The following is a 26,596-nucleotide window of genomic DNA, read 5'->3' on the forward strand; positions in this document are numbered from 1 at the left end:
CGGGCATTCATTCGTTACGAGAGTTGTATATCGGTGTTTCTGCATTTACGTTCTGTCCTCTTTTCCTATCTCTGCATTCATCATGGCTTCTTCCCCCTCGCTGGTTTTGGCTACACGAAATCCAGGCAAGGTCGCGGAGTTTCGCACGCTGATTGGCGATCTACCGCTTACATTGCATACGCTCGACGAGTGGCCCAGCGCGCCGCATGTTGATGAAGACGCTCCCACCCTGAAAGGGAATGCACGCAAGAAAGCAAAATCGATACATGCCTATACCAGGCAGCCCGCCATGGCCGATGATACCGGACTTGAAGTAGACGCGCTTGACGGGCGTCCGGGTGTGCACACGGCTCGTTATGCAGGGCCGGATGCCACCGATGCGGATAACATCGCTCATCTGCTCGACGACCTCGCAGGTGCAACAACGCGGAGCGCTCAGTTTCGGACTGTCATTTCCATCGTAACACCGGCGGCGACGAAATCCGTTGAGGGTATCTGCCGGGGTGCCATTGCTCACGAACCGCGTGGGCAGGCAGGGTTTGGGTATGACCCGGTGTTTATTCCCGAAGGGCATACAAAGACCTTCGCTGAGATGACGGCCGAAGAAAAAAATGCAGTCAGCCACCGGCGGCGTGCACTTGATGCGCTACGGTTGGTGCTCGACCGCCAGTTTGACACGCTCTTTGCCTGACGAGAGGCAGAGTTGTGTGGAGTTGCGCAGCAGCCCTTGCATCGACTATTTACGTTCATCCATAGCCCAGTTTCTCACGTTTATGATTGCACTTGTACAACGCGTTTCTGAATCGTCGGTCACGGTAGAGGGCGACACGGTTGGCGCCATCGATTCTGGACTACTCATCCTGCTGGGCGTGCACCAGAACGACACAGAGACGCAGGCTGATGCGCTTGCCCACCAGTGCGCCCACCTGCGTATTTTTCCAGACACGGAAGGGCGCATGAACCATTCGCTCCTGGATATGGGAAGCGAGGCGCTTGTTGTCCCGCAGTTTACGCTCTGCGGCGACACGAGCCAGGGGCACCGCCCGTCGTTCACGGATGCAGCCCCGCCCGACCGTGCCAGGGCGCTCTACAAGCGGTTTGTAGATCAGCTTGCGGCTACCCTGGAGCGCCCGGTTCCTACTGGGGTATTTGGCGCTATGATGGACGTCCATCTCGTTAACGATGGGCCCGTCACGTTCTGGCTCGACCAGCCGGGCCCTGCTGCCGAGTAGGTGCCCACAACGGGTAGCTGGCAGCACCAGCGGATGGCTTTGTGCAGGCGGATGCAGGGTGTGGCAGCAGCTATAGCCCGGGAGGACGTTCTACCGTGATTGTTGCGGACGTTCGCGACAGACTGCCAAAGATACCTGTACCGCCCTCGATGCGGTCAATCACATTCGGAATTTCTCCAGGCGACAGGCCGCCCTGCTGCGCGTCTTGCGTGCGCACCAGGTCGTAGTAATTTTCATCAGGGGCGTTGATGGCGACATCGTTCTCGCCGTAGAAGGCAAACCCGATCCACGGTACATCGAGTGTAATGGTGCCGTCGTTGTTGCGGGTAAACGTGCGCTCGTTGATGAGCGGAGAAGCACCACGCCTGAACTCGGCAATGTTATCTTCGTCAGGGTCGTACACGTCGGTATAGAACGGTGTAAGCTCCTGTGCGAGCTCGTCATCACTGCGTTGATCGAAGTCCAGCAGCGACGTTATAGAGAATGCGTAGACGTTCTGCCGCTCTGTGGCCTGGGTAGGACGAATCGTAAACTGCGGCTGCTCGGGGCCCTGGTACACGACGTCAGTGTTTTCGATGCGAATCACCTCGATCGTGTCCGGAACGGTAGTCTCGGCACGTACCTGCTGGCCACCTGTTGTCGTTACGTCGAGCCGGTAGCGCGCCCGGGGTACTACGGGCGGCGGATCGTCGACGGGGCGGTAGAGGCCCGGGGTAGTTTCTTCATAGGGATACGTGGCGGCGGTGGTGCCATCGGAAGCGAGTCGCTGAATCACGACGTCAGCGCCGCGAACGGCGGCCTCTTCCGGGTCGAAGCGGTCGGTGGCGGCAACGGACTGTGTGAGCCGCACGGGTGGAAGGGGCTCTTCAGCGATTAGATAGGCCTCCACGACGACCTCAGACTCAGGGTCGGTTGCTACCGTATCGCATCCCCCCAGCCCAATACCGAGCAAGAGGTGGATGCACGCAATAGCCAGCCAGTGAATCGGAGCGGTACGCATGAGGGTTAAAACGTGAGGGTGAGAGCAACGTTAGGCAGCGGCACGGGGATCTGTGGGATAGTGTTGCGGGTGACAGATCCGTCGTCTTCGAACTCAAACAGATAAAACCAGATGTTCTCGCGTCCATAGGCGTTGATGAGCTGGAACTGCAGCTCCATATCAGCCACCCCAAAAAAGCGTCCGGTGCGCTGTACGCCGAGGTCGAGGCGGTGATACGCGGGCAGCCGGTCGTTATTGAAGGGGCTAACCAGTACGTCGCGTGTCGAGACGTCGGACTGCAGCGGGTCGTCTTGCAGGCTGTATCGAAACTGGGGGTTGGTATAGGGCTGTCCGGTGGCGTAGTTAAAGGTTGCCGTGGCGCGCCAGCGGTCCGACAGGTTGTAGTTGAGCACCACATCCAGGTCGTGCGTGCGGTCGAACTTCGGTACGTAGAAGTTCGGTTGTCCTTGCGGGTTCACGTTTACGTCGGGGAACTGCCGCTCGGTGCGGCTCAGCGTGTAGGCGACGAAGCCCGTAACGGGGCCTTCGTTGCGGCGGATGATCCATTCGTTGCCGTAGGCGATGCCGCGCCCAAACCGGAAGGTTTCGTTGTAGGGGAGGCCTGACAGGTCTGGAAGAAACGGATCTTGCTCGAACAGGTCGCGCATGGTGCGGATGTAGGCTTCCGATTCGACCTCCCAGCCGCTATTCCACTGCGTCTGTACGCCCACGGCCCACTGGTCGCCGAATGCAGGGGGCACGCCGTCGTCGGTCATGAGCCACGAGTCGAAGCCAGTAAAGAGCTCGCTCGTTTCGAGCGTCAGGAACTGGTAGTAGCGCCCGTAGGCCGCCTGCAAGCGCAGGCTGGGGGTGAGGTCGTACGCTACCGAGAGACGGGGCTCCAGACGCCAGAAGTTGCCCTGGTCGAAGTACGTGCCTCGCAGTCCACCGCGAATGCGCCACAGGTCGGTTGGCCGGTAGGTGTCTTGCACGAAGAGCGCGAGGTATCCGCTTTCGATGTTGCGCTGAAACGACTCGATGCCGTCGAACGTGTTGCGCAGGTCAAACGAGAGCGCCCCGCCCCACAGGCCGGCTTTAATCTCATGTTCGGGGATTGGCGTGTACTCAAAATCAGCTTTCAGGGAGACGTCGGTGACCTCATTGGTCTGTGCGAACTGGGTACCGGCAATGTTAGCGACGGGGGTGCTGCGGTAGCGCGAGGCGGTTCCTGTAACCGAGGTGAAGAGCTTCGAAGAGACCAGGCGCGTCCAGTTTGCGCTTGCAGTACGGTTGCCGTACGAGATGTCAAACTGGCCGTCGTCGAGAAACTCCAGGTCGAGCTGGTCCTGGCCGCCGTACACCGAGAGCGAGAGGCGGTCGTCGTCAGTGAGCGTATAGTTGATCTTGGCGTTGATGTCGTAGAAGTAAAAGCGGTCGGGGATGCCCTCAACATCGGCGCCGCGCAGCACGGCCAATAGCGGTTCGAGCGTAGAGCGCCGCACCGCCACCATGTACGACCCGGCGGCGGTGTCGGTCTCTTCGTCTACGCCGTACGGCCCTTCAACGTAGGCCCGCGAGGCCAAGAGACCCACGCTGAGCCCCCCCTGAGTTTCGCGACGGTTGCCATCCTTGTTGTAGATGTCCACGACACTGCCGATGCGCCCGCCATACTCTGCCGGGAAGGCCCCCTTGTAGAGCTGTACATCTTTGATAGCATCGGGGTTGAAGGTAGAGAAGAACCCGAAAAAGTGCGACGGATTGTAGACGGTGGTCTGGTCAAGCAAAATCAATGTCTGGTCGGGACTCCCACCGCGGATGTAGAGCCCACTCGAAAAGTCGCTGGCGGCTTTGATGCCGGGCAGGTACTGCAGCGAGCGAAACACGTCGGGCTCAAGCACGGCGGGCAGCTCGCGAATCAGGTCGGTAGAGAGCCGTTCTACCCCGATGGTGCGATCGGCCTCTTCGGTATCGCCTTCGACGATCACCTGGTCGAGCGCCAGGTCGTCGGGCAGCAGCTCCAGGTCGAGGCGCCGCTCCTCGCCTGCTTCGAGTGTAACCGTTTCCTCTGTGCTGCGGTAGCCGATGTACGAGGCCCGCACGGTATACGTGCCGGGCGTCAGGTTGCCAATCGTGTAATACCCGGCGTTGTTGGTGGCTGCGCCGCGCTCGGCCTCACGCACCAGCACGTTAGCACCCAGCAGGGTTTCTCCGGTTGTGGCGTCTCGCACGTATCCATTCAGCGCAGCGGAGGCATCGGTGGCCGATTGAGCCTGGATTGTGCCGGCGCTGGCGGAAAGAAAGAGGAGCACGCCAATCAGGGCACAGGCGTACAAGAGAAGCGAAGACAGCGAACGCATCACAGAAAGAGCCAAGATACAATAGCGGTAAAAGCAGGCTGCCCAGCCTATGAGAGCGACGATATACAGGGTGCAAAGCAGCGCATGCAATCAGTATGAGAGTGAAAGGCGACAGTCCATCGTACGCCCTTGACGAATCTATTCAGCGAGTTGTTACACGGCAATCGTAAAGATGCGAACAGTCCGATAGCGCCTTCGTAGGGCGATCTGTTTTCGGTGGATTGTAGTACCGGTATGGCTATACATTGCCTCGTCTTTCCTGTAAGTTCAGTGGCGTGACACGTTGCCTTACAGATGCCTTGTTATTTCTTCAAACTTTTTGCGATATTGTACGCTGCGATGCATTGCGATGCGTCGCGGCACATTGTGAGGCGCTATTATACGTGCACCGTCTACTACCGACCGCTTTGTACGGAAAGATGACCCGTACCCATTTGCTCTTATCATGAAAGCCAGGCACCTATGTTGATTCCAAGCATGATCCTTAAGCAGCTGTACACCTTTGGCAGCCTTGAAAATACCGACCAGGGGGTTCAGTTTGCCATCAAGAACCGTCTGAAGGATGCAACCCTTACGCAGCTCAAAGGCGTCAAGATTGATGGAGAGCCGGTAGCGCTTTCAGATATACGCTTGCATCTCGGTGACGGGACGACGCTGACCGCCCCCGACCTTGAGAAGGGCACCACGATCGACTTTCCGCTCCGCCGTACGCTCAGTGTGGTGTGTGATACAGAGGCGCTGGGGGTAGGCAAGCATAGCATTTCCATCGCGTTCAAAAGCAAACCATTCGGATCACTCGACTTCACGGTCGAAGATGCAATTACCGCCAACGAAGAGATGCTGCCCCGTATCCCACGGAACGACGACGATGATTACAGTGATGCGGCGATCGAGGAGCGGCAGGCGTTTCTCCGCTCCTTTACAGAAACGAACCCCTCACACAGCTTTGAGCACTCGTTCGACCCCCACCTTACACAAGGAAATGTTGAGCACTTTGTAGGGGTGTCGCAGGTGCCGCTGGGCATTGCCGGACCGCTGCAGGTAAACGGGGAGCATGCGCAGGGCGAATTCCTGATACCCATGGCCACCTCTGAAGGCACGCTGGTAGCCTCGTACAACCGGGGCATCAAGGTGGTAAATATGAGTGGCGGCGTGAAAGCCACCGTTGTCAACGATTGCATGCAGCGGGCACCGGTTTTTGTGTTTTCGGATGCGCGGGAAGCGCGCGAGTTTAGAGACTGGGTCGACAGCCACATGGACGATGTGCGGCGCGAAGCCGAGTCTACGTCCAGCATAGCTAAGCTGCTCTATATCGATACATACCTGTCGAATAACTTTGCGTACCTGCGTTTCAACTACCGCACCGGCGATGCGGCCGGACAGAACATGGTGGGACGCGCCACCTTCACGGCCTGCGGGTGGATTATGGACAACTATCCCGATCCGATTGAGCATTTCTACCTTGAGTCTAATTTTGCCACTGACAAGAAGGCCTCGCAGGTGAACGTGATGCGTACGCGTGGCAAGCGCGTTACCGCCGAAGCGACCATCGACCGGTCGGTGCTGGAGCAGCATATGCGGGTCGACCCAGAGAGCCTGCACTACCACTGGAACGTGTCAACGGTCGGCGCCTTCCTATCGGGGGCGAACAACAACGGTGCGCACTCGCCGAATGCCATCACGGCGATGTTTATCGCTACCGGGCAAGACGTTGCCAACGTGTCGGAGTCTTCGGCTGGCGTGCTCTACACTGATGTGACCGACGAGGGCGATCTGAAAATCTCGCTCACGATCCCCTCGCTCATCGTAGCTACCTACGGAGGCGGTACGGGGCTGCCCACGCAGCGCGAATGCTTGGAGATGCTCGACTGCTATGGAAAGGGAAAGGTGCGTAAGTTTGCAGAAATTGTTGCGGGGGTCGCGCTGGCGGGCGAACTGTCGTTGGGCGCGGCGATTTCATCGTCAGACTGGGTGTCCAGTCACGAATCGTATGGACGAAACCGGTAGCCGTGTCGCGTAAGGCACTATACCGGCACGCCAGACGCTGCCTTCTGCATCCCTCAAACCCCATATGGCATTTCAGCAGATAGACGTCTACCTGCCTAATACGCAGGAGACTCTCGGAAAACTGGGCGACGACGTGCCTATCGCAGACCGCTACACGGTTACGCTCGCCGATGGGCGTGTGCTGGAGCGCCTGATTGTCGACGGCACGCTGACAGAGACGGCGCTGGAGCGTTTGCAGAAGCAGATGGGCCACACCGAGGACTACCGCATTGTGGTGTCGCCTATTGAGGCGACGTTGCCGCGCCCAGATGAAGACGAAAAGCGTAAGTCGAAGAACGGCTCCGATCGCATCAGCCGCGAGGAGCTGTATCAGGATATGAGCGACTCGGTGAAGATGCGTGGCGTCTACTTTGCTCTTGTGGCACTTTCGGTGGTGGTAGCGGCCGGGGGGATGCTACGCAACAATACCGCTGTTGTTATCGGGGCCATGGTAATCGCACCGCTCATCGGTCCCAACATTGCACTCGGGCTCGGCACGACGCTGGCAGACCGGGCGCTCATCATGAAAAGCCTGAAGACCAACCTGAGTGGATTGCTTGCCGGACTCAGTCTGGCATTCGGTATGGGGTTGTTCTTGCCGGTCGACCCGGGGCAGTCTGAGATCGCGCTGCGTACAGCGATCGGACTGCCCGACGTGGTGCTGGCCATAGCTGCGGGTGTAGCGGGGGCGCTGGCGGTAACGCGTGGACTGTCTACGGCGATTGTCGGGGTGATGGTTGCTGTGGCGCTGGTGCCGCCCCTGGTGGCCGTGGGCCTGCTGTCTGGGAGCGGCGAGTACGACCTGGCCTACCAGGCGGCGCTGCTTCTGGTTACCAATGTAGCGGGGGTGAACCTGGCCTCGGTGCTCACCTTCCTGGTGATGGGCGTGCGCCCGATGTCGTGGTACAAGACCGAGCAAGCCAAGAAAGCCACCCGCTGGGCACTGGTGCTGTGGACGCTCGTTCTGGCCGTGCTGGCTACTGCCATCTGGCTGGCCGCATAATCGCATGGTGCCCCCTCTTCTCCTGTAAGCTGCCCATGACCGATACGCTGCTTCCCGATGCCATCGCTTCGGCGCTCACCACCGAGCGCTTCGGCCAATCGCTGCGCTACCACCATGCTGTAGGATCTACCAATGCCGTGGCGGCCGACTGGGCCCGAGAGGGCGCTCCTGAAGGAGCGGTTGTGCTGGCCGAACAGCAGACGGCAGGACGCGGACGCCATGGGCGCTCGTGGGTGGCACCGCCGCATCAGGCGCTCACCGGGTCGGTCGTGCTGCGCCCGGAACTGCCTACGGAGCTGCTCTCGCTCATCCCGCTCACTGCCAGTCTGGCGGTGGCGGATGTGCTGAGCACCTATCCACTTGCCGATCCACCGCAAATCAAGTGGCCCAATGATGTGCTCATTGGTGGACGCAAGTGCTGCGGGATGCTGCTGGAGACGTCGATGCGAGCAACAGGCGGGGCTTCTCCCAGGCGCTCTCCTGTCGTGCTGGGCATCGGACTGAATGTGAATCAGACCGAGTTGCCTTCCGGCGCAGGGGCCACGTCGCTCCGTATGCAGGTAGGGCGCTCTGTGCCCCGTGCGCCGCTCTGGGCTGCGCTCATGAAGCAGCTCGAAGCGCGGTACGACGCCCTGCACGACCCCAACGCCCGCACGGCGCTGCGCACGGCATATACCGAACAGATGCTGCATTACGGGAAAACCATCACGGTGCGCGTGCCGGGCGCCGAACGTACGGCCACGGGCACGGTCGTGGGCATCGACCCATCGGGGGCGCTTCGTCTTCGCACGCCGCGCGGCGTACAGGCCTTCCACGCAGGCGAGGTAACGACCCGTACTGCGTGACGCGCGCCTTCATTCGAACCCACGTAATCATGGCTACATCTTGATGGCTGCACCCTGGCTCATTCTTGATATCGGAAACAGCGCTGTAAAGTGGGGGCAATTTGCCGATAGCGTTCTTCGGGATACGGGGCGCCTGGAGCTCGATCGGAGCGACTTCGCGCATCCCATTGCCTGGCGGGGCGTATTGAAAGATGTGCTTCCAACGGGAGCGCGCATCGGAATCGTATCGGTCGTTCCTGATGCGAATGTGCCTGCACAGGCTGCTGTAACGGCCTACACGGGAGCGCCTGCACGCGTGCTGCAGACCGAAGGCTGGCTGCCGTTTACGCTTGCCTACAAAACGCCTCAGACGCTCGGCACCGACCGGCTCGCGGCCGCTGCAGGAGCCTGGCTCGACTACGGCGTGGCTGCCGAGGCGCGTCCGGCACGCAGCGTGCTTGCGATTGACGCCGGTACGGCCCTCACCATTGAGGTGGTTCGTCACGACGCGACGTATCTGGGCGGGGTGATCGCACCGGGACCGCGCCTGCTGCGTGATGCGCTGGCGACAGGCGGCGCACAGCTTCCTGCTATTGATCTGAACGTGCCCGCGCATCCCACCGGTACCTCTACCGAGCACGCCCTGCAGAGCGGTATCATGCACGGTTTTGCTGGGATGGCTGAAGGCCTGGTAGCCCGCCTAAAGGCAACTCTGCCCGACACGCCCCGAATTGTACTGACAGGTGGAGCCGCTTCGCTGCTTCAAGATACGCTTCCCGGCATCGACGCGCATGCCCCCCATCTGGTGCTATGCGGCGCGTACCGGCTGCTTACAAACCGCATGGAGAAAGAATCCGGGCAGTCGGGGTAGTGCCAGATGAACGGCAGGGTAGCAGCCGGGCAAGGTAGAACAGTGCTGGAAAAAAGCGGTGCCGACAGCCAGTTAAGTCAGCAAAAAAATACGCTTACACGGCGTTCTCGCAAGGAGGGAGCCTGCGACCGACGCGGCGCTGTGAGCCATGGCATCCTCAACGATTCTTTTGGGGGGCTACCTAAAGCCAACGCCTAAAGCCAACGCCTAACGGCTATGCCAGCGCGGCTTCTGCCAGGACGACGGTAGCCACAATGAGGAAGAGCACCCCCATACCCTTCTCCAACACATCGTCGGGAATTTTTGCAGCAGCGCGGGGACCCAACTGTCCACCAATAAGCACGCCGGGCACGGTAAACACCAGCAGGCTCGTTACCTGGTGGAGCGTGGCGGCGTCGGCGCTGGCGAGCTGGACAGCGTGGCTCACGGAGGCAGCCAGGGCAGTGAGAGCAACGACAAACACGCTGGTGGCCACGGCAATGGTGCTGGGGATGCGGCAGCGCTGCAAAAGGAGATAGCCATTCAGTTCGCCAAGTCCGGTCGAGAGCATCCCGATAAATGTGCCACCAATGCTGCCAGTAAAGAGGCCTTCAGCGCGATTGAAGACGGTATAGCAGTGCCGGGTGCCGTCGGTCGTCACCACGCACCGCTCAGCCCGATCGCCAGACTGCTGAGCTCGCGCATCCATCTGGTTCATGAGATCATGGTCGGGTGTGCGAAAGAAGCTGATGGCAACTACGACCAGGCCCATCCCCAGAATGGCTTTTAGGATACCGGCAGGGATGAAGTGGGCCACCCACACGCCAAACAGCGCTGCGGGAACGGTAACGAGCAGGAGCTGCATACCCATCTGGTAATCGATGGCGCCTCGTCTGTAGTACGCGTACAAACCGCTGCTAAACCCAAACACCTCTGTGATCAGCCCGGCCCCGATCGCGGTCGTCGGGTCGAGGCCAAGTACAATGATGAAGAATGGCGAGAAGAAAGTGGCGCCTTCTACGCCCGCCCCCATCGCAATCGTTGCAATGGCGATAGCAGCAGGCAGCATAAACCAGAACTCGAACAGCATAGCGTGGAGCGGGAAAGCGGTCGGTGTGCGAGTTAGGAGTCAGCGTGGCGCTTCCAGCAGGTAGTAGAGCAGGTTGTCGGTAAAGCCCGGGTCGCGCGTCATGTCAATGTGGTCGGTGAACAGAAAGGTAACCTGCGACCAGCGGATGGGCGAGTTAAGCGTAGGCTGCCACGTTCCACCCACGCGCTCATCCATGAGGGCGCTGGAGCGCAGCACGGTGCCATCGCCTGGAGCGTCGTCGAAGTCGTCGAGTGCTCCAGTCGTGCGATCCACGGTCAAGCGAGCGAGTGTCGGCTCGGCATCGCCTGCGATGAGGGCGATCTCGGTTGAAGCGGGTGGCGTGGCGGGGAGGTCGAGCGCTGCGGTGAACTGCCGGGCGCGTTCCAGGCTCTTCTGCTGATGGTCGAGCGCAATGCGGCGGCGCTCGCGGGCGTCCTCTACGTCTGGCAGGAGCTGCTGGAGCACCGCATCTTGCTCGGGATCTGCCAGGCCCCACCCCATCCGCTGCCAGAAGTCCGGGATAAACAGCGAGTCAATCATCACGCTCGTATCCTCTGCATCCACCAAGGCGCCATGACGTCCCCGCGGCAGCAGCTGATACCCGGCGGGCATGGTGCCCAGGATTGCGGCGGCGTAATCCGGGGTGATACGAGAGGTGCGTTTCCCCTCCACCATCTGGCGCAGCGCTTTGGCGGATCCGGCGTTGGGCGTACCCACGAGCACCGCGCGGGAGACGTGCTCGGCCCCGGCCCAGGTGATCTCGGGGGCGGAGCCGTCATCGGGCAGGTCCTGGTTGCCGTAGCGCAGATAGTAGCGCGTCAGGAGGCCGCCCATTGAGTGCGCTACAATGTCGAACTGGATGTCGGCATTCTCAATGCCGTAGCGCGTCGCGTACTCCTCCTGCAGATACGCCGTCTTTTCCTGGATGAACGCGTGCAGGCGCTGCGCATTCTCGACGTTATCGCGGCGCCAGTCGTAATCGAACTGGAAGCAAGTGAAGTGCTCATCGCCGTAGTCGATCGCGCCCAGACTGCCCGAGTCGTCGCGGTAGCCGCCCACGCCGAGCGCCTGCATGATGCTCTGGTACGCCTGCAGGTTGATGGGCAGACCCAGCACGCGCAGCCGAAATGCGCGTAGCGCGCCGTTGGGGCGAACGTCGTCGTGCAGATCGCGGAGCGGCGTATCGGGATCCATGGGCAGAGCAATCAGCCGCGCGCCTTCGTCATCGTTTGGATTGGCCGCATCGCCCCGGAACGCGCCCCAGACAATGCGCTCGGTGTCTTTTTTTACCAACTCGGACCCCAAGAGTCCCGGAATAACGATCACCGGGTTGCGCTCGGGACCGTGGTACTGTGCCGACTGGTTGTAGAGGCCCGGCAGATCGGGCGTAGGCTGGCTGGATCCGCAGGCGGCGAGAGCTAGCGCGAGTCCCATGCTGCAGATGAGCACAATCAGATCCGAAGCGAAAAACGAGCGCCACATATGCACACCGGTTGATAGGAAAGTGCATCCGTGGTTTGGGTGTGTGGAGATCCGGCGTTGTTACACCACCTGTAGCATCGCCTCTCCCCACCCGTAACCTTTTCAGCGCTGTGATCGTGGATGGAGTGTCACGATATCTACAGCGTTCCGTTATATAGTCCGCCAGCCATGCAATATCTTCAGATTCCAGCGACATGGTGTTCCCTCGGTGTCTTGCTTCTAATGCTGGTGCAAACAGCACCGGGCCATGCGCAGGATGCCGACTGGGACATCGCCCGCTATACCGTGGATGTTGTTGTGGATACCAGCGGCACATACGCAGTCACCGAAGATATCACTTTTGACCTGCGCAGTGGCACGTACACCCGGGGCGAGCGACGCATCCCTACACGTCAGATGCAGGCGCTGCGCGATGTGGAGGTGACCAGCGCTCAGGTGGAGGTTACCGACGTATCCACCCGTACACAGAGCGGTGAGCGGGTCATTCAGTGGCAGTACCCCGAGCGCGACACCACGACGACGTTTACGCTGACGTATGTGGTGGAGGGCGCGCCGTACACCGAAGACGACCAGACGGTCATCGACTGGCAGGCGGTGGGCGATGCGTGGGACGTACCCATCCGCGCGATGCAGGCGACCGTGCAGCTTCCGTTTCCCGAGGTGGAGCGCGATTCTATTCGACTGGAACCTGCTGCTGACGCCTCACTCGACTCTATGGAGGCGGGATGGCAGGCTATATTCACTTACGGCGAGTTGGCTCCGAACGAAGGCTATCGCCTGCGCATCCACCTGCCCCGCGTGATTGATGCTCCCGAACGCGAGTCGACAAATGTCGCGCAGGTGTTCACAGGTATTGGGCTGGGCATACTCGGGATGCTCGGGGGCGGCGCGATGGCGTGGTGGCTCGGACGCACCCCTGCTCCGTCGGTGCGTCGCCCACGCAAGCCCCGCCTCCCGCTTGAAGAAGCCGGCTACCTGATGCTGCGCGAGAACATTTACGGGTGGCAACGCCTGTTTAGCGCAATGATCTTTGACCTGGCCGAGCGGGGCCACCTCACGCTCCGGCGTGTGGAAAAAGACACATCGTGGACCGACCCAACCAGCGAAACGATCGAAGTAGACGTGCACGCCCAATCGCACACGCTCTCGGATCGCGAAGAAGCCCTGATCGAAGTGCTCCGCTCGCACGATATACTGGCCGACTTCTTTCAAACCGAGTGGTCGTGGCAGGGTAAGCAGGCGAAACGCATCCGCGATAATCTGGTGGAGCGCGGCTGGATTGTGGAGCACCCGGCCCGCTCGTGGCTCAGCGGACTGGGCGGCGTCGCGCTTTTTGCGGGCGGACTGGCAGCGCTGCTAAGCCTCTCGGGCTGGATGGCTGCCGTCGCAGGCGGACTCGGAATGGGAATGGGGGTCGGGAGCGGGCTCATCGCCACGCAGTACCGCACGCTGAGTGACGAGGGGGCCCGGCAGCATGCTGAAGTGCAGGCCTTTCTGGAGGAAGAGCGTACCGCTATCGAATCCACGCTCGACCTAAACCCCGTGGCAGCGGCACATCGCTTTGTGGAGGCGCTGCCGTGGCTTACGATCGACACATCGGTAGATAGCACATATGTGAAAGCCATCAACGACGCACTGGAGGAGAATCCCACTGCCGTCACACTACCGCCGTGGATTGAAGACCGCGTGGGAAAAGGGGAAAGCAAGGAGGTCTTCACCACCTTCCTGCCGCTCTACATTCTAATGATGAGCAGCACATCTGCATCGGCTTCCGGGAGCAGCTCGTCTGTCAGCAGTGTATCGGTGGGCGCGGGCGCTACGGGTGGGGTCGGTGGAGGCGGCGGTGGGGTGTCGTAAGATCGAACGCCTGAGATGGGAGCCGTTTTGGGGGCCCGCGCAGGAGATATCGTCGAAAGCGCGAGACAACTACCCACATTTTGTGTCCGATTCATCAATTGCATACATTGGCACATGCTCGGACCTGTAACCATCTGGTAACCGGTATGCGGCGCTCTCTGCTTCTCATCGCACTTGTGCTTACTCTTGCCCCCCTTGGACGCGATCACCTAAACGACACGGTCGCCTACGATCCAGCTTCCACAGCCGAGCGCGAGTAGTGCAGCACCCTCACCTATGTAACGCGGTGTGCAAGTTTTCCATTATCCTTTTGGGCGCATATCCCCCTTTGTGGCTACGCGACATTTTCCCCTTCGCGAAGGGGGAAATCCCGAACAGCGTGAGGGAATGGCGGATGTGAGGACCGCGCATTCTGCGACAAGGCGGCGATCAACAAAGGAGGAAGGAAACCTGCACATGCCGCTATGTACCTGTCTCTGTCATCATCTCTACCAATCTGATGCCAATGTCAACACGACGCACGCTTTCTATTATTATCAGCGGATGCGCAGTGCTGGCTGCTTTCTGGGCGTTCGGGGCGAGCTTTGAGCACGAATCGTCGGACCCGAACCCTTCGCCCCCGGAGGCTCAGGCGTCTGCACCCGTCAAGACCCCGCCCCAGTTCACGAAGCGCATCCAGTCACAGCCAGCCAGTGAGCGGGCGTTCCGGTCTGGCGCGTGGACCGAGGTGGGAGCACAGCGCCCGTCGCTCACCAATCCGCGAGCGCTCCGCGCAGCTCGGGGCGACGTGTTCTTTCGCGATCAGTCTGAGCACCGGGTGTATCGGTACACGCTTGATGGAGAGCATGTGCGCATGTATGGAGAAGGAAAAGGCATCGGTCCCGGGCAGCACATGAACGTGATGGGATATGGCATTACCTCCAATGGCAATATTGTTATCGGGGATGCGCAGGGACGCAAAATCTCAGTATTTAGCGAGGATGGAACGGTGCAACGTACCGAACGGCCCGACTTTAGTCTCATGCGTTTGGGTGTTACAACCGACGATCAAATCGTGACGCTGGCAGCCCCTACCGCGGTGCGGTTTCAATCCGCTGACGGTGGGGAGCATGAGCAAGCAGTGGACCTTGTACGCGATCCGTATGAGTGGATTGGCGTGTTAGAACCTGTTTTGATTTCAGTAGCGGTCCAATGTTAAGTGATTGACATGCGGTTTACATGATTGCAGCCCGCTCAAACCCCCTCTGTCTGCCGACATCTCCCCCTTGGCCAAGGGGGAGAAACCCGTAGGGAGAGGGGGTTCGACCGATACGAGGCTGCAATTTGCAACTGTCTCATCACTTAGCCTCTATCCACTACCTTGATTTCTTAATTTGGGCTTCGAGCGGCGGCGCTGGACTGCAAATTGCTCCCGATGTCGGCCCGTAGCCCCGGCTACGAACCTCCATCGGGATCCAATTTTCGCCTCAGCGGCGCTCGCTCTCGCCTGCAAACCAAAACCCAAACAGGCTCTTAGAGGGCGGTCTGCGTGACGACACACAGGGCGGTGTGATTCAGTTCTCTTTCTACTACGGCTACCTGATCCGGTGGCGCAGTAATGGCACCATCGACTACATTCGCCACATGATTGACGACTACCCGCCTACCCCGACAGAAGCGATCGGTCCTACGAAGCGGGTAATCCATAATGGGCTTCGGTTTCGCATCAACGACGTGTCAATTCACGACAATGCAATCCATGTGCTCGTGGTCTTCCTGGAGCCCGACGAAAATCGCCACATCGTGGATGTGTACGACCTGGATGCAGGCACCTATCGCTACAGCTACGAACCGCCCGAGCCCGTGCGGAGTCTCGCTATCACCGACAACCATGTCATAGGCGGGCAGGACACCACATTTGCGGTGTGGGATCGCAATGCGATTGCGGAGTAGATGATTTGAGTCGTACCGGCAGGATCTGCACGGCTACCGTGCAGTAATTACCCTGCATTTGCACACAATCCCTTCACGTCCGTCAGGGCATGCTATGACAACAACTATTGATGCGCCACGCGACACCGCTGCTCTCGACGCTGTCATGCGTCCCGCGCTCCCCTGCCAGCGCATGCGCATTCAGTTGGAAGAGCCCCTTTCCGATGACGCATTCCACGCGCTTTGCGCCCGGAACGAAGGGCTCTCTATTGAGCAAGATCCTGACGGTACCCTCACGCTTATGAGTCCAACTGGTGGTCTCTCTTCTGCTCGTAATTCGGTCATCATTCGCCATCTGGACCAATGGAGCGAAGAGAACAAAGAGGGAATCCCATTCGATTCTAATGGTCTGTTTAAACTCTCGACAGGCAGTATCCGTGCTCCTGATGCAGCCTGGGTACGGCGCGAACGTTTTATGGCACTTTCTGAATCCGAGCGAGAAGGCCTCCTGCCTCTATCCCCCGACTTCCTCATCGAACTCCGTTCGCCCTCTGATCCGCTGGATGCGCTAAAGAGCAAAATGAACGAGTACATGCGCGCTGGCGTGCAACTCGGCTGGCTCATTGACCCGCTGACGGAAACGGTTACCATCTACCAGCCGGATACGCTCCACACGACGCTCGATCGTCCCGAGACAATGACCGCCGACACAGTCGTCAGCGGATTTACACTGCCTATGGCGCGCATCTGGGATCCGGTGGCTGCATAGCGTTGGTACCGCCCCTTCGATTTGGGCGCTTGCGTTCAATTCTGGTTGTACACGATGTTGAACGATGTAGCCGCCTCGCTAAGCGCACGGCTGATCTGATCATGCTCCTGCGTTCCATTCTTTGGAAGATGCACCTCATCGCGCAACCCAGACTGGCGGTACTGGATCTGGATCGCGTTCTTGGTAAGCGAGATCGCCTTGACATCTGTCCACTTGATTAACTTGTCTCCCCAGATGGATGTGTTCTGCGATCTGATGCCGGTTTCGTCGATGCGAAGCTCAGGCTGCTGAACAAACAGATGCCTGTATCGAATCGAGAGACTTGTGGCGATGGCTCCCAACCCAATTACGAGAGAGGGGATCCAGTTCTCCGAGAGGGAGCCATTCACGTAGGTCCATGCGAGGAAGCCCAGAAGCACAACGCCAACCAAAAAGGTTGCGGTCGAGAGGATATTGGCGTAGCTGGGCTTCGTGTCGGAACGAATGATTGTTGCTTCCATGGCGATGCGCTGATCGAGAGGTTAGATAGGACGAAACTGCACGCTATATGCACATCACGTACTGAAATAAAATGACGGGTGCCACCTACTTTCAAGGAGGCAGCTGCTCAGAGCCACAGACGCTTTTGAGATCGTTTCATACACCGTTTCATCGCGTGGAGGAGCCTGTCGGCTGAAGTAGCAATCTCATGCTGCTGTCCGACATACTGCTGTTCAACCGGATCGGCTCCATCGAACGGGATGAGGATGTTACTACCCCCGCAAGCCGTAGCGCTCCATCCAGCCCTCAATACATCCACCCATCAGTCCTTACTCCAGCCGCTCTATGTCCTCGTCGGTAGCGGGGCGAAAGCGGATGACCTGTCCGCCACTCGCGGCAAGGCGCAGCGTCAACTCGGTGCTATGGTCAACGAGGCGCTCCTCCGTCACCAGGTCATACGGCGCGTGGTCCCAGTGCGCATCCTGACCATCGCGATAGATTTCGGCCACATACCGGGTGTTCGCATCCAAAAACCCAAGGGAGATCGTGTGTACACGTCCGTTCTCGTTCGTAATGCTGCCCAGGTACCAGTCGTCGCCCCCACGCTCTTTGCGGACCATCGTAATGTAGTTGCCGATGCTGGCGTTCAGCACTTTGGTGTCGTACCAGTCGGTCGGCACGTCTTTGATGAACTGAAAGGCCTTGGGCTGCTCGGCGTAGTTTTCGGGCAGATCGGCCACCATGTGAAGCGGACTGTAGATGGTAATGTAGAGCGCCAGCTCCTTGGCCAGCGTCGACTTGATGCGGTTATCCGGGCGGTACTCGTCAAAGTGCAGGTCGACCATTCCTGGTGTAAAGTCAAACGGACCCGCCAGATTTCGGGTGAACGGCAGGTTCAGGGTGTGCTCCGGTGGATGTCCCCCGGCCTCGCCCCAAGCGTCATACTCGCGACCAATCGCCACCTCGCTGGTCATCATGTTGGGATAGGTACGGCGGAGTCCGGTGCTCTTCACGCCCTCATGCACGTTCAGCGCAATCTCATGCTCGGCAGCGAGCTTCACCACATCAAGGTGGTGGTTGACCATGAACTGCCCGTGGTGCCACTCATTGTGCTCATTGCCCTCATCATCGTAGCGTACAATCTCGGTGCCATGGCCTACGTAGCCCGTTTTTACCGCACGCACACCCAGGTCTTCGTAAAGCGCAAACGCATCGTGCATCTGGTCCTCATAGTGCAGCACGCTGGCCGAGGTCTCGTGGTGTCCCATCAACCGCACGTCGTTGTCGAGGGCGTACTGTGCCACCTCCTCCAGGTTAAACTCAGGGATCGATTCGGTAAAGCTAAACACGACGCCACTCTCGTACCAGGCTTCGTCCCACCCCTCATTCCAACCTTCAACCAACACATGATCGAGGCCGTGCTCGGCGGCAAAGTCAATGTATCGCTTGGCATTCTCCGTGGTGGCGCCCAGCCGGTCACCCCGGTTCCAGGTGGACTTGTCGAGGTGCATCTCCCACCAGATCCCGTTGTACTTGGCGGGCTTAATCCAGGACGTGTCCTCTATCTTGTTCGGTTCATTCAAATTCAGAATCAGATACGACGTGATGAGGTCGCCGGGCGCATCCGCCAGTTGGAGCGTACGCCAGGGGGATACGCGGGTGTCGGTGACGCGCACGCGGTCGCCCTCGCTCCACGGCATCAGGTTTGACTTGAGCGTATGCTCGCCGGTACGCTCCAGCGTCATCGTCGAAAAGTCGACCAGTGCCGCTTCGTGCATGCTGATGTAGAGGTCGTTCTCGGTGCGCATGGTGAGCGGTGTATGCACCGTGTCGGCCTCGCTAAGCGGCGTATTCTCGAAATAGTACTCGAACCGATTCCACTGATACGCATCGATGTACCACGACGCATGGTCGCCCGTCAGACGAAATTCGGTCAGCTCATCGGCAATGCGAAACTGCTCCAGTTCCTCCTGCTCAGGAAACTCGTAACGAAAGCCCACGCCGTCGTCGTAGACGCGGAACGTCACGACCAGGTCGCGCTCCGGGGCATCGGTTTCAGTCAGCGTCACCTGTAACTCGTTGTAGTGGTTACGGATGAACTGCTTCTCACCCCACACCTGCTCCCAGGTTGTATCGAACGAGCGGGTCTCCACATCAGCAATCGCAAACGGGCCATCGAGGTCGGGCGCATCTTCGAGTAGAAAGCCGAGCGGAGACGGCTGCACGACCGGGTCCCCGAGCCGCGTGATGCTATACATGGGCACGCCGTCGACCACCTCTACATGCACCTGGTTAATGGATTCGGGGGAGGCGGTGCTGTGGCGCTCGTCCGCAGCTGCGATGTCGGATGCAAGCAGGGTAAGGGGCACAGATAGAAGCAGCAGGCCGAGAAGCAAAGCGACGATACGGACTGAGGACAACATACAGGGAATCAGATAAAAAGAAGAGCAGCGAGAGAGAAAGCACCGAGCATCATGCAAAATGCAGACGACTCGGAAGGGGTTTCAGGATGCGTGTTTGCCAGCACATCCCATAAACTTGCATAAACTGCGTGGACTGTAAAGCGGTCTTGTCTCTGGATGTCGACGTACCCACCGTCTGTTTTGGGGTATCTTACTTGCGCGCCAGTGCCGGATTGGCTGAGCGTTTGCAGGCAGCTTACTTGTTAGCCTTGGCAATCTCTGACCCGGTTCCGGCACCATCTGGGTGGTTAGTATCGGCAGCTTCGCTCTCAATCTCTTGGTCGAGTAGCACCGGGTTCTCGGTCTGCTCGTCCTCGGGCTCCTTGATCATAAACCAGGCCAGCGATGAGAACGCCACGGTGCCCGCACAGATGATGAACACGAGCCCCTTATCGTCGGCAGCCTGAACGGCCTCGCCCACGCCGAAGCTGGCCACCAGTTGTGGAAGCACGACCGACAGGTTGAAGAGCCCCATGTAGAGTCCCATTTTTCCTTGGTCGATCTTCTGCGACATGATTGCAAACGGCAGGCTAATCGTTGAGGCCCAGCCGATGCCCACAACCGCCATCCACAGATAAATGGCCCAGGGGGAAAAGCCAAACGCGAGAATGCCTACATAGCCAGCTGCAGTGCAGGCGAGGGCAACGGCATGCACTTTCACGCGGCCAAACTTGTTAGCGAGAGGCTCCAGCGCTAAAACAGGAAGAATGGCAGCGACCAGGTTGAGCGAAAAGAAGCTCCAGTTTACCACCGTACCCAGACCATCGTCGCTCATGCCGGGCAGGCGGAAGTCGACAAACGCAAACATGTAAATAAACATTGACTGGATGCCAATCCACGTAAAGGAGTGCGCAGCCAGTACTTTACGAAACCCGATGAGCCCCGCCTCTTCTTTGGATTTCCCGGCTTCCGATTTCAGAAGGGCTTCGGCAATAAAGAAGACCGTGATTGCTAAGAGAATGCCTTCAAAGTAATACCCGGCAAACTCGAAGCCGGTAAGCCGCATCGCGATCGCGTAGACGGCGTAGACGAGAAATCCCCATAGCGGACGAATGCCGTGGAGGACCTCCATGAAGCTGATATCATCGAAGCTTTGGATCCCATCAGGGTCGCCGCGCTCGGCGGCTGCCCGGTCGAGTTCGTCCTCGTCTTGCCCGTACTTGCCCAGGTACTTGGGCTCCTTTACGAAGAGCGGTGGGATTACGGAGAAGAAAAAGACAAGCCCCACGCCGAAGTAGAGCAGGACAAAATTGTCGAACACGGCGCCGATGAGATAGGCCAGCACGCCAAACGTGCCCGATACCGTCTGCATCCAGGTGTACCCTTTGGTGCGCTCGCGCCCCTCGGGCGTCACATCAGCGATGATCGAGCGGGCCGGATTAAACGAGAGGTTGATCGACAGGTCGAGCGTCATCGACACGATGATAGCGATGCCCAGAACCCCGTCGAGTCCGAGGCCTTCCTGGATGACGCCAATATTGGGTAGCGCCAGAATCATGAGCGAAGCCAGCACCCCGCCAATAATCAGAAACGGGCGCCGGCGTCCGTTCCAAAACCAGACCTTGTCGCTGATGATACCAATGACAACCTGGCCGATAATCCCGGCAATAGGCCCTGTGGCCCATACAATGCCGATTTCATCGATCTGCAGGCCATACTGCGTACTTAGAATCCAGCTAAGCGCAGCGATCTGCACGGTGAGTGCAAAGCCCATGGCCGTAGCTGGAAGCGCTAACAGCGCGTAGAAGGAGTTGGAGAGGCGTTTCTGAATGTCGAGCATGGGACAGGAACAGGTACGCAGACAGTGAGGCGTGCACGCAGGTAGACGAGAGGCGCCTACCCTTCAAGGGGAAGCACACTATGAAACGGAGTCGAGTCATCGAGCGCGGTACGGCCTTCTAAGAAAGCAAGCTCGACCAGAAACGAAAACCCATGGAGGGTGGCCCCGCTGCGTTTGATTAGGCGTGCAGTGGCAGCAGCGGTACCGCCGGTAGCCAGGACGTCGTCGTGTAGGAGCACGCGGTCGGAGGCAGCGAGCGCATCGGTATGTATTTCGATCGTGTCGGTGCCGTACTCCAACTCGTAGGTCGCCTCAAGCGTGTTGTGGGGCAACTTGCCTGCCTTGCGCACGGGCACGAAACCGGCATTGAGCTCGCGCGCCAGCATAGGGCCTAGAATGAACCCACGGGCCTCAATCCCTACCACCTTGGTGATGTTCGCTTCAGCATACGGTGTTGCCAGCCGGGATACAGCTGCGTGTAGCAGCGCCGCGTTCGATAGAATAGGTGTGATGTCTTTGTACTGGATCCCCGGTTCGGGGAAATCAGGGATGGTTCGAAGGGCATCGGCAAGCGCATCGGTAGGAGGCATGAAGCAGCACTGCAATCAGGATAAGTAACGAACCACCCCAAACGTATGAGCAAGCAGTGCGCACGGATCCGTTACGTTCCCAGTGCGGACTTTACCGTCTGTGTGCGCCGCCGGGCAACAGGAAGCTCGGTGCCGTCTGCAAGCCGAAGTCGGTAGGTCCCCGACGACCACGGTACCAGCTCGTACGCGTCATCCAGATTCGCGATGATGGAACGGTGTATACGGACAAACCGATCGTCAAGACGCTTCTCCAGTTCCTGCAGCGTGAAATCCGTTCGGTAGCGTGCGTTATGCAGATGTACAAACACCAGCTTGTTCTTGGCTTCGACGTAGCGGATGTCGTCAAGATCGACCACACGCAGCTTGCGCCCCACATGTACCGTGAGGCGATGCAGTGTCTTGCTTTGACGCTCCTTGCGGAGCGTATCAAGCCCCTCATTCGGTTCGGATGCGGTCGCTTCCGCCAGTCGTTGCAACGTACTGCTCAGACGCGTCAGCCGAACCGGTTTGGTGAGGTAGTCGAGGGCATGGATGTCAAACGCCTGCAGGGCATACTTGTCATAGGCCGTTACGAACACGATGTGTGGACGCGGCTTGGAGAGCAGGTCGACTACGTCGAATCCGTCGAGCACGGGCATCTGCACATCCAGAAAAACCACATCGGGCTGCGTTTCATGGATGAGCGGCACGGCGTCTTTGCCGCTTCCGGCTTCTCCGACCACCGTAACATCGGAGTCGGATTCGTCAAGGAGCGACCGAAAGCGCTCGCGTGCCAGCGGCTCGTCGTCGACCAGTATACAGCGCATGGTGTAGAGCATCTATGAATCAGAAAAGTCAGAAGCGGTGGTCGTTCTTTTCGGGAGCGTAATCACAACGCCTTGCCGTTCTATAAGCAGCGCCTCGTGTCCACCAACAAAGAGAGACAGGCGCTCGCGCACATTGCTGAGTCCGGTACCCCGGGAGCATATCACATCCGGGTTGGTGGTGTCGAACCCCGGTCCTGTGTCGCTGACGCGCAGTTGCCACCGATCTCTGAGGTCATGTGCTTGAATGGACACCTCACAGGGTGCTGTAGTTTGGCCTACGCCGTGCTTCACGGCGTTCTCTACGAGCGGTTGCAGGGTCATGCTTGGCATGTGCATCTGGCGGAGCCCGTCGTCAACCTGCACATCTACCTGCAGCCGGTCCTGAAAACGAGCTTTTTCGATAGCCAGATACCGCCGCACAGCGTCAAGTTCATCGGTGAGCCGTGCAGTGTCGTGTTCCGAAGCATGCAGTGTGTAGCGAAAGAGGTCAGACAGATCTTCGACAACAGCTTCTGCCTCTTTGGGACGCGTCCGAATCAGCGCAGCGACCGTGTTGAATGCGTTAAACAGAAAGTGTGGGTTGATCTGTGCACGCAGCGCTTGCAGGCGGGCATCGTAGGCGGCCGACTGCGCGGCTTGCATGCGTTGAAAAAACTCGGCCATGTAGGCGAAGCTGCTCCACAGCGCCGCTGTACCGGCGGCGACTCCCGCAACGATGAAAAGCACCGGTCCGGACAGCGAGAACGTGTCTGGAAACAGCACATGATTTACGCCTGTGGCGACTGCAAACGAGACCAGTGTGGCACCTGCTTGTCCCACCACATGTCCGGCTACGGCCCGATACGATTGCAAGGGCAACCAGGTATATACCCAGTTACCAACGCCCATGATGACAGCTGTCATGATACCGGTGTAGATCGCAGCATGAGTGACGCTGCGTATCCACACGCGACTGTGGGTGCCGGGGGCATTCAGGCTGCCAATGCTGAAAAATACGATCGTTCCGGTGGCAATGCCCACCAGGCCCACCCATCCGGCAAGTCGAAAAAGTTTTCTCATGAACCAGAACGTATGAGCCGGGGCTTATGCGGAGGTTGGAGCGTTAAACCGACGCCGGTACGAGCGGGTCAGCCACACGATGCCTGCCACGCCCACAGCGGTGGGACCCAGCCAGCGGACGAGCGGGGGGAGCATGGTGAGGGTGGTGGTGGCAAATGCAGTGACGGCGGCGATATATCCGCCGAGCATACGCGACAGGTGGGTGTAGAACCAGGCACGTGGATCGGAGGCCGGGGCGAAGAGGTCGTACAGGTCATATCCAGCCAGCGCAGTGCCGATGCTGCCGAAAACGAGAGCAACGGAGGCAACAGTGCTCTGTCCCTGCATCCATCCGCCCCACACGATCAGTCCCATGCTCACCAGGAGCATACTTCCTGTGCCGATCCAGTCTGGTCGTGCTGGTCCCGCGCCTCCAGGCTTATGCTGCAGGGCACGCACGCCCGTCCATACGAAGTAGCCGCTGAAGCCCGACACGAAGAGAAGAAACACATTGGTGCTTGCAATCGCCAACGGCACGGCTGTAACGACGACAACACCCATCGACACGGCAAAGACCTGTCCCCACCGGCGATGCGCCGTGCCGCCCTTGCGGGCGTACATGGCTGCAGGACCAGCGAAGAGCGCAAGGAAGCCGAGAGCAATATGGGTCCAGGAAATCAAGCTAAGCAGGGCAGTCCACATAAGAGCTACAGGAGAGAGAGAACGCATCACGGGCTATAACTGCAGGCCAATAAGTATTGCTCATAACGTACGTGCATTTTACCTCCGCTGTCTACAAAAACAGCACCAACGGTACAAGCACCGGATCAGCGGTCTGGATACCGAGACGAACGGGACGCGGCGCATCCCCCTAAGAACTCGTTTTGATTTCTTAATTTGGGCTCCGAGCGGCGGCGCTCGCTCTTGCCTGCAAACCAAAACCCAAACAGGCTCTAAGCCTACCGACGGAACCGGGTTATACACATTTCCGTGTGTATGAGTGTTGTGTCTACTTCTCTCTCTTCTCGTTTGTCTGCCCGACACTGTATGCCCGACATGCCGACCGCCCCGATTCCCGTAACCCTGCTGGCTGGATTTCTGGGGGCGGGCAAAACGACGCTTTTGAACCGCTTGCTACGCTCCGACAGCGCCTCGCGCTTTGCGGTGCTCGTGAACGACTTCGGCGACCTGAATGTGGATGCTGATCTCGTGGCTGGGCAGGAGGCCGATGTGCTGCGCCTGGAGGGCGGATGCATCTGCTGCACAATGCAGTCGGGCCTCACGTCGGCAGCGATGTACCTCGTTGGACGTGACACCCCGCCGGAGCATATCCTGGTCGAGGCGAGCGGTATTTCCGACCCGATGCCCATCGCGGCGGGACTGATGGCGCCCGGACTGCAACGGCACCTGCGCCTCGATAGCGTTCTTACGGTGATTGATGCCGAGCGCGCGCCGTATCCCGACGGCCACGACGTGCAAGAGCTGGTGGCTTCCCAGATTAAGTCCGCCAACATCGTGCTGCTCAACAAGGTCGATCTTGTCGAGGACGATAAGATTGCCGATCTGCGCGCCTGGATCAAGGAGTGGACGCCCGGCGCACGCATCCTTGAGACCAAACATGCTGACGTTCCGATTCCGGTTCTGCTGGATGGGGCCGTCCCGCTGCCATCTGTACACGAGGTCCATTCGAATGAAGACCACGGGCACAGCCACGAACACGACGAGGACCATGCGCACCACCATGACCATGAGGCGTCGTTTCGGCGGTGGACGTACCGGTCGGAGGTGCCGTTTACAAACTTAGACGACGTGCAACGCATGCTGCGCCGTCTGCCCGACACGGTGCTGCGCGTGAAGGGCTTTGTGGCTACTGAAGAAACGCGTCAGGAACGTATGCTGCTTCAGATGGCCGGACGCCGCGCTGCCCTCACGTTTCGAGGCGCCTGGCCCGACACACCACGCACTGCCCTGGTGGTGCTGAGCCTGCCTGAGGGGCCAGATCCCGAAGCGCTACAGGCCCACTTTGATACGGCACTGGCAGGCGCGGCATCGTTTACTGCGCGTCGCTGACTGCGCGTGTGAGTGCGTCTGTAACCTCTGGTCCAAGATGGTCACGCAGCAGAGCACGATAAGCCGCGCGTTCACGCAGGTCGCCTCCGTTGTCGAAGAAAGCCTCAACAGGTGCATCCCACGCGCTATCCAGCGGCATGATGATACCAAACGTTTCGGCGGGATCGTCGCCTACAGGGTGGCGGCGAAGCGGCGCTCCATCGTTGAGTGCGCGCCAGTAGTTATACCCGTCGATGTAGGCCGCGTAATCTCCGGTTGCGACCCGTTCGATGAGGTCGTCGTTCGCGTTTGAAAATGCCAGATCGGTATCGGAGGCGTGTGCCTGCACAATATTCCGCAGCCGCTCTTCATGCAGCGTGCCCTCAAATGCCAGCGGGGTGAGCCCTTCAAACGTCTGAGACCAGTTGCTTAGCCGGTCCAACTCCTCGACCGATTCGTGCGTGATGAGCACAGCCACGTTGTTAAAGTACGGCGGCGAGAACTGAAGCTCGCTGCGCCGTTCCTCAGTGATGGTTACGTTCCCCAATCCGAAGACGCCGTTCCGGGCATGGTGTACGCGCTCGTAGAACGTGCGCCAGTTGGTCTCCTCTACAAAGTTGAGCGTGAGGTCGATACCGCGCTCGGTGGCTACCCAGTCGGCAAACATCCGCATCAACTCGACCGTGATGCCAGTGAGTGAGTCGTGTTCGTTGACGTACGCGAAGTCGTCGGCCGGTACGTAGAGCACCGTGACGGCTGCCTCGCCGTCTGCCTGTGCGTCGGACCATGATGATCCGGTATCTTGCCCTATCGCATCAGCGTTTTCAGAGGCACAGCCAGATAGAAGAAGTAGGCTGATGAGTACGGTGCCAGTAAGAGCTGAAAGCAGACGTACAGGCATAAGCAGGCAATGAGAAGGTCAGGTACAAGAGTGTGATTTATGGCAGACACAAAGCGAAAAACAGACCTGTTGTGCTCGCGGGCCCTATCT

Annotated in this window: 23 protein-coding genes; 11 read left to right on the forward strand and 12 right to left on the reverse strand. The window is 59.2% G+C overall.

The features are described from left to right. Nucleotides 1–82 precede the first annotated feature (82 nt). Complete coding sequence (gene rdgB, locus ACZ48V_RS04165) at nt 83–691, forward strand: RdgB/HAM1 family non-canonical purine NTP pyrophosphatase (RefSeq protein WP_464541880.1); 609 nt, start codon at nt 83–85, stop codon at nt 689–691. Nucleotides 692–773: 82 nt separating this feature from the next. Further along, nucleotides 774–1,232, forward strand: coding sequence for a D-aminoacyl-tRNA deacylase (dtd, locus tag ACZ48V_RS04170; RefSeq protein ID WP_464541882.1), 459 nt, complete (start codon nt 774–776; stop codon nt 1,230–1,232). Between the two features lie 70 nt (nt 1,233–1,302). On the opposite strand, the gene ACZ48V_RS04175 is transcribed toward dtd, so the two are convergent. Both ACZ48V_RS04175 and ACZ48V_RS04180 read right to left on the reverse strand, forming a co-directional pair. Next, complete coding sequence (locus tag ACZ48V_RS04175) at nt 1,303–2,232, reverse strand: DUF4249 family protein (RefSeq protein WP_464541884.1); 930 nt, start codon at nt 2,230–2,232, stop codon at nt 1,303–1,305. 5 nt (nt 2,233–2,237) lie between these two features. Beyond that, nucleotides 2,238–4,568 carry a TonB-dependent receptor gene (locus tag ACZ48V_RS04180; RefSeq protein WP_464541886.1) on the reverse strand — a complete coding sequence of 777 codons (2,331 nt, stop codon included), beginning with the start codon at nt 4,566–4,568 and terminating at the stop codon, nt 2,238–2,240. 462 nt (nt 4,569–5,030) lie between these two features. Between ACZ48V_RS04180 and ACZ48V_RS04185 the strand changes: the two genes are divergently transcribed. From ACZ48V_RS04185 to ACZ48V_RS04200, 4 genes are all read left to right on the forward strand, one after another. Next, a complete protein-coding gene (locus ACZ48V_RS04185) occupies nt 5,031–6,575 on the forward strand; it encodes a hydroxymethylglutaryl-CoA reductase (protein WP_464541888.1) in 1,545 nt (514 codons plus the stop codon). A gap of 64 nt (nt 6,576–6,639) precedes the next feature. Further along, entirely contained in the window at nt 6,640–7,617 is a 978-nt protein-coding gene (locus ACZ48V_RS04190; protein WP_464541890.1) for a TIGR00341 family protein, read from the forward strand. A 35-nt stretch (nt 7,618–7,652) separates the two neighbouring features. After that, entirely contained in the window at nt 7,653–8,462 is an 810-nt protein-coding gene (locus ACZ48V_RS04195; RefSeq protein WP_464541892.1) for a biotin--[acetyl-CoA-carboxylase] ligase, read from the forward strand. A 43-nt stretch (nt 8,463–8,505) separates the two neighbouring features. After that, the gene (locus ACZ48V_RS04200) at nt 8,506–9,312 is read left to right on the forward strand and encodes a type III pantothenate kinase (RefSeq protein WP_464541894.1); all 807 of its coding nucleotides are present in this window, start codon (nt 8,506–8,508) and stop codon (nt 9,310–9,312) included. Between the two features lie 214 nt (nt 9,313–9,526). On the opposite strand, the gene ACZ48V_RS04205 is transcribed toward ACZ48V_RS04200, so the two are convergent. Continuing rightward, nucleotides 9,527–10,381, reverse strand: a complete 855-nt coding sequence (locus ACZ48V_RS04205) for a sulfite exporter TauE/SafE family protein (RefSeq protein ID WP_464541896.1) — start codon at nt 10,379–10,381, stop codon at nt 9,527–9,529. A 39-nt stretch (nt 10,382–10,420) separates the two neighbouring features. Next, nucleotides 10,421–11,863, reverse strand: coding sequence for an esterase/lipase family protein (locus ACZ48V_RS04210; protein WP_464541898.1), 1,443 nt, complete (start codon nt 11,861–11,863; stop codon nt 10,421–10,423). 222 nt (nt 11,864–12,085) lie between these two features. On the opposite strand from ACZ48V_RS04210, the gene ACZ48V_RS04215 reads away from it, so the two are divergent. The 4 genes from ACZ48V_RS04215 to ACZ48V_RS04230 all read left to right on the forward strand — a co-directional run bounded on the left by ACZ48V_RS04215 (nt 12,086) and on the right by ACZ48V_RS04230 (nt 16,400). Further along, entirely contained in the window at nt 12,086–13,720 is a 1,635-nt protein-coding gene (locus ACZ48V_RS04215) for a DUF2207 domain-containing protein (RefSeq protein WP_464541900.1), read from the forward strand. A gap of 505 nt (nt 13,721–14,225) precedes the next feature. Continuing rightward, entirely contained in the window at nt 14,226–14,918 is a 693-nt protein-coding gene (locus ACZ48V_RS04220; RefSeq protein WP_464541902.1) for a hypothetical protein, read from the forward strand. 350 nt (nt 14,919–15,268) lie between these two features. Further along, a complete protein-coding gene (locus ACZ48V_RS04225) occupies nt 15,269–15,652 on the forward strand; it encodes a hypothetical protein (RefSeq protein ID WP_464541904.1) in 384 nt (127 codons plus the stop codon). Between the two features lie 94 nt (nt 15,653–15,746). Beyond that, complete coding sequence (locus tag ACZ48V_RS04230; protein WP_464541906.1) at nt 15,747–16,400, forward strand: Uma2 family endonuclease; 654 nt, start codon at nt 15,747–15,749, stop codon at nt 16,398–16,400. A gap of 35 nt (nt 16,401–16,435) precedes the next feature. On the opposite strand, the gene ACZ48V_RS04235 is transcribed toward ACZ48V_RS04230, so the two are convergent. The 7 genes from ACZ48V_RS04235 to ACZ48V_RS04265 form a co-directional block, all read right to left on the reverse strand. Beyond that, nucleotides 16,436–16,900 (reverse strand): hypothetical protein, encoded by a 465-nt coding sequence (locus ACZ48V_RS04235; protein ID WP_464541908.1) that lies wholly within the window; start codon nt 16,898–16,900, stop codon nt 16,436–16,438. A 309-nt stretch (nt 16,901–17,209) separates the two neighbouring features. Then, complete coding sequence (locus tag ACZ48V_RS04240; protein WP_464541910.1) at nt 17,210–19,303, reverse strand: glycoside hydrolase family 97 protein; 2,094 nt, start codon at nt 19,301–19,303, stop codon at nt 17,210–17,212. 235 nt (nt 19,304–19,538) lie between these two features. Further along, nucleotides 19,539–21,122 carry an MFS transporter gene (locus ACZ48V_RS04245; protein ID WP_464541912.1) on the reverse strand — a complete coding sequence of 528 codons (1,584 nt, stop codon included), beginning with the start codon at nt 21,120–21,122 and terminating at the stop codon, nt 19,539–19,541. Nucleotides 21,123–21,178: 56 nt separating this feature from the next. Continuing rightward, a complete protein-coding gene (locus ACZ48V_RS04250; RefSeq protein ID WP_464541914.1) occupies nt 21,179–21,712 on the reverse strand; it encodes an adenine phosphoribosyltransferase in 534 nt (177 codons plus the stop codon). 71 nt (nt 21,713–21,783) lie between these two features. Further along, complete coding sequence (locus ACZ48V_RS04255; protein ID WP_464541915.1) at nt 21,784–22,518, reverse strand: LytR/AlgR family response regulator transcription factor; 735 nt, start codon at nt 22,516–22,518, stop codon at nt 21,784–21,786. A gap of 12 nt (nt 22,519–22,530) precedes the next feature. Then, complete coding sequence (locus ACZ48V_RS04260) at nt 22,531–23,577, reverse strand: sensor histidine kinase (protein ID WP_464541917.1); 1,047 nt, start codon at nt 23,575–23,577, stop codon at nt 22,531–22,533. 24 nt (nt 23,578–23,601) lie between these two features. Next, nucleotides 23,602–24,258, reverse strand: a complete 657-nt coding sequence (locus ACZ48V_RS04265; protein WP_464541919.1) for a DUF2306 domain-containing protein — start codon at nt 24,256–24,258, stop codon at nt 23,602–23,604. A 345-nt stretch (nt 24,259–24,603) separates the two neighbouring features. Here ACZ48V_RS04265 and ACZ48V_RS04270 point away from each other — a divergent pair, with 345 nt between their 5' ends. After that, complete coding sequence (locus tag ACZ48V_RS04270) at nt 24,604–25,626, forward strand: CobW family GTP-binding protein (protein ID WP_464541921.1); 1,023 nt, start codon at nt 24,604–24,606, stop codon at nt 25,624–25,626. On the opposite strand, the gene ACZ48V_RS04275 is transcribed toward ACZ48V_RS04270, so the two are convergent. Continuing rightward, entirely contained in the window at nt 25,610–26,506 is an 897-nt protein-coding gene (locus tag ACZ48V_RS04275; RefSeq protein ID WP_464541923.1) for a substrate-binding periplasmic protein, read from the reverse strand. The genes ACZ48V_RS04270 and ACZ48V_RS04275 overlap by 17 nt on opposite strands. Nucleotides 26,507–26,596 lie beyond the last annotated feature (90 nt).

The sequence above is a fragment of the Longimonas haloalkaliphila genome, from assembly GCF_055379825.1.